Source organism: Mesorhizobium sp. M4B.F.Ca.ET.089.01.1.1, assembly GCF_004022605.1.
GTDB lineage: Bacteria > Pseudomonadota > Alphaproteobacteria > Rhizobiales > Rhizobiaceae > Mesorhizobium > Mesorhizobium abyssinicae.
The window spans coordinates 1-2,999 of record NZ_RZOS01000586.1 but is presented as its reverse complement, the minus strand read 5'-3'; the positions used below and the strand labels follow the sequence as shown (position 1 = coordinate 2,999).

Annotated in this window: 3 protein-coding genes and 1 pseudogene; all 4 read right to left on the bottom strand. The window is 68.8% G+C overall.

What is annotated here, in order from left to right; genetic code table 11:
• Positions 1-499 (bottom strand): RDD family protein (locus EN780_RS31120; RefSeq protein ID WP_133372794.1); only part of this gene is annotated, 499 nt, incomplete at its 3' end.
• Positions 486-1,505 carry a stage II sporulation protein M gene (locus EN780_RS31115; protein WP_128276191.1) on the bottom strand — a complete coding sequence of 340 codons (1,020 nt, stop codon included), beginning with the start codon at positions 1,503-1,505 and terminating at the stop codon, positions 486-488. The genes EN780_RS31115 and EN780_RS31120, both read right to left, overlap by 14 nt.
• A complete protein-coding gene (locus EN780_RS31110; protein ID WP_128276190.1) occupies positions 1,502-2,806 on the bottom strand; it encodes a DUF58 domain-containing protein in 1,305 nt (434 codons plus the stop codon). The genes EN780_RS31115 and EN780_RS31110 overlap by 4 nt, the downstream gene beginning before the upstream one ends.
• Positions 2,803-2,999, bottom strand: a pseudogene (locus tag EN780_RS31105) (magnesium chelatase); the annotation flags it as partial. The gene EN780_RS31110 and the pseudogene EN780_RS31105, both read right to left, overlap by 4 nt.

The following is a 2,999-nucleotide window of genomic DNA, read 5'->3' as shown; positions in this document are numbered from 1 at the left end:
GCGGGAAGAGCGCGAAGAGCAGTGCCCACGCCAGCCCGAAAATGGTCGTCAGCGTGTCGGCGACGCCGGCGCCGCCGCGCCCGGCGATGATCGACAGCGGCAGGAAGATCTCGATCTCGCGCATCAGATTGCGCGCGATGACCTGATCGACCGGCAGGCCGGCGCCGCTGCGCGAGGCGACGCGGATGCCGACGATGCGCTTGCCTGGCGTCGCGGCGCGGCGGCCGGCTTCGAAGGCGATGAAATAGGCGTTGCGCAGCAGGAAGATCAGGATGATCCAGACGACGAACAGCGGCTGCAGCCCGCCGAAGCCGATGCCGCGCAGCCCGAACAGGGCGACGATCGTGATGACGATCGCAGCAGTGGTGATGATCACCACATCGAGCACGAAGGCCGCGGCCCGCGTGCCGGCATCGGCAAGCCTGATGCGCAGATCGACGCCTTCCGGTGTGATCAGCGGCCGCGTCGGCGCGAGGGTGGCGCGTCTAACCGTCGCCATGCCGCACAATCCTCAACAGATAGAAATAGGCGCACCATAGCGCCAGCATGCCGCCGCCGATGGCATAGCGGGCGCCGTCGCCGGTGATGGTCTGCCGGCCTATGCCTTCGAGCAGGCCGGCGAACAGAAGCATCACCACGACGCCGACCATGGCTGTCGCCGCGATGCGCCCGGCCTGCGCCGCCGCCGCCATGCGGGTCAGTTCGCCGGGGAAGGCGATGCGCGTGCCGATGCGCATGCCGGCCGCACCGGCAAGCGCGATGGCGAACAGCTCGGTCGTGCCGTGGATGGACAGCCAGCCGCCGAGCTCGAAGCCGAGCCCCTTGGCGGCGTAGATCTGGAATATCGCGCCGAGCATGCAGCCATTCATCAGGATGATCAGCACGCTTGGCACGGCGAAGGCAAAGCCGAGCGCGAAGGCAAGGATCGCCACCTGGGTGTTGTGGGTGAAGAGATAGGCGGCGAAGCTCGACAGGAACTGGTTGTCGGCGCCGTCATAGAGCACGCTGCGCAGCATCGCGGCCGACGAATCCGGATTGCGGCCGCCGGCAAGGCTGGGCGCGATGATGGCGTCGTACCAGCCCTTGTTGGAAGCCACCAGCCAGTAGCCGGCGCCCGCGCCGACCGCCGTCAAGCCGACCGTCACCAGGGTTTCGCGCCACAGTGCGCGTATGGCGTTCGGCCAGTCGTGAAGGAAGAAATCGCCGATGCGCTGCCGCAAGCCGCGCCGGGCGCCATAGAGGTAGAAATAGCCGCGCAGGCAAAGTGCTTCGAGATACGCGACAAGCGCATGGTCGAGCGAGGTCGCCCTGGCCACCGACAGTGACGACAGCGCCGAGCGATAGAGCAGCGGCAGCGACAGCAGTTCCTCTTCCGAAAGCGTGCGCGGCGCCCGCTTCTCGACCCGGGCCAGCAGCGCCTCGAACGCCTTCCAGTCGGCCTCGCGTTCCTGGCGGAAGCTGGCCAGCGTCTGGCGCACCGCATCGGTGCCGGCCGGGTTCGTCACAGCAGATTCTCCTGCTTGAGCTCGAGATAGCGCTCGACCAGCGCCGGGCCGAGCCGCTGGTGGTCGGCCTCGATCACATGCGCGCCGAGCAGCCTCAGCCGGCCGATCACGACCTGCCGTTCCCGCAGCAGGCCGCCGGCGGTGACGGCGCGCGCAACATCCTCCGGCGTCGCGGGCGGCATGTCGGCGAGGCTCTCCAGTTCGACATCCTTCATCATCATGAACAGCACCAGATGCCGCTCGGTCAGCCGGCCGACGGTACGCAGCATCAGCTCGGCGCTGATCGGATCGACGAAATCGGTGAAGATGATGACCAGCGAGCGCCGGTCGAGCTTGCCCGAAAGCGTCGTCAGCGCCAGCGTGAAATTGGTTTCCTCGCTGGAATAGTCGATTTCGGCCGCCCGCTTCTGGATCATCGGGAAGCTGGTCGAGCCGCGCACCGCGCCGCTGGAGATGCGCGGCCTGGCATCGAAAGAGAACAGGCTGACGAGATCGCCGCCTTTCAGGGCGATGAAGGCTGACAGCAGCGCCGCCGTCACCGCGCGGTCGACCTTGGGCACGCCGTCGACCGGCTCGCACATCAGGCGTCCGCTGTCGATGGCGAGCACGATGCTATTGTTCTCCTCGATCCGGAATTCGCGGGCCAGGAGCTTGCCGTGGCGGGCGCTGCGCTTCCAGTCGATCATCCGCCGGCCCATGCCGGGCTGGTAGTCCTTCAGCGCCTCGAATTCGCGGCCCTGGCCAGCCCGCTTTTGGGCATGGCCGTCAGCCTGCGCCGAGCGCTGCAGAAGCGTGATCGCCTCGTCGCGGGCGCGGCTGACGTCGGGCAGCACAGCGACCTTCTCGTCCATCGGCAGCTCGACCTGGTTCCAGACCAGCCCGAACGGCCCGCGCCAGCGCAGCCACAGCCGGTCGAAATTGGCCATGCCGCGCCTCAGCGCCGTGAATTCGAGGTCGAGCGTTCCGCCATTCGCCGGCAGCGCGCCGCCCGTGCCACGGATCGGCTCCAGCCGCAGGTCATGGCCGACGCGCGCCTGCAGCATGCGCGCCTGCTTGCCGAGACTGGCGGCGACGCGGACGGCGAAACGCCCGCCAACACCGACCTGCGGCGGCGCGTCGAGGCTGGCGCTGAGCGAGGCGCGCCCGCGTCCGGCGGCCGCGTCCACCGCCAGGAAGGCAAGCAGCAGGCAGATCCAGAGCAGGCCGATATACCAGAAGGACGGCAGCGCGAGCGCGATCAGGAACGCGGGAATCGCGCCCGCCGCCGCTGCCCAGACCGCTCTACCGCTCGGATAGATCAACGCGGCGCTTCCGTCTGGTCGACGAGGTCGGACACGATCTGCTCCACCAGCCGCCCGTCGATCTGCGCGGCCGGCGAGAGGATGACGCGGTGGCGCAGCGCCGGCACGGCGAGCGCCTTGACGTCGTCGGGGATCACATAGGAACGGCCGTCGAGCGTCGCCCGCGCCCGGGCCGCCCGCGCCAGCATGGCGC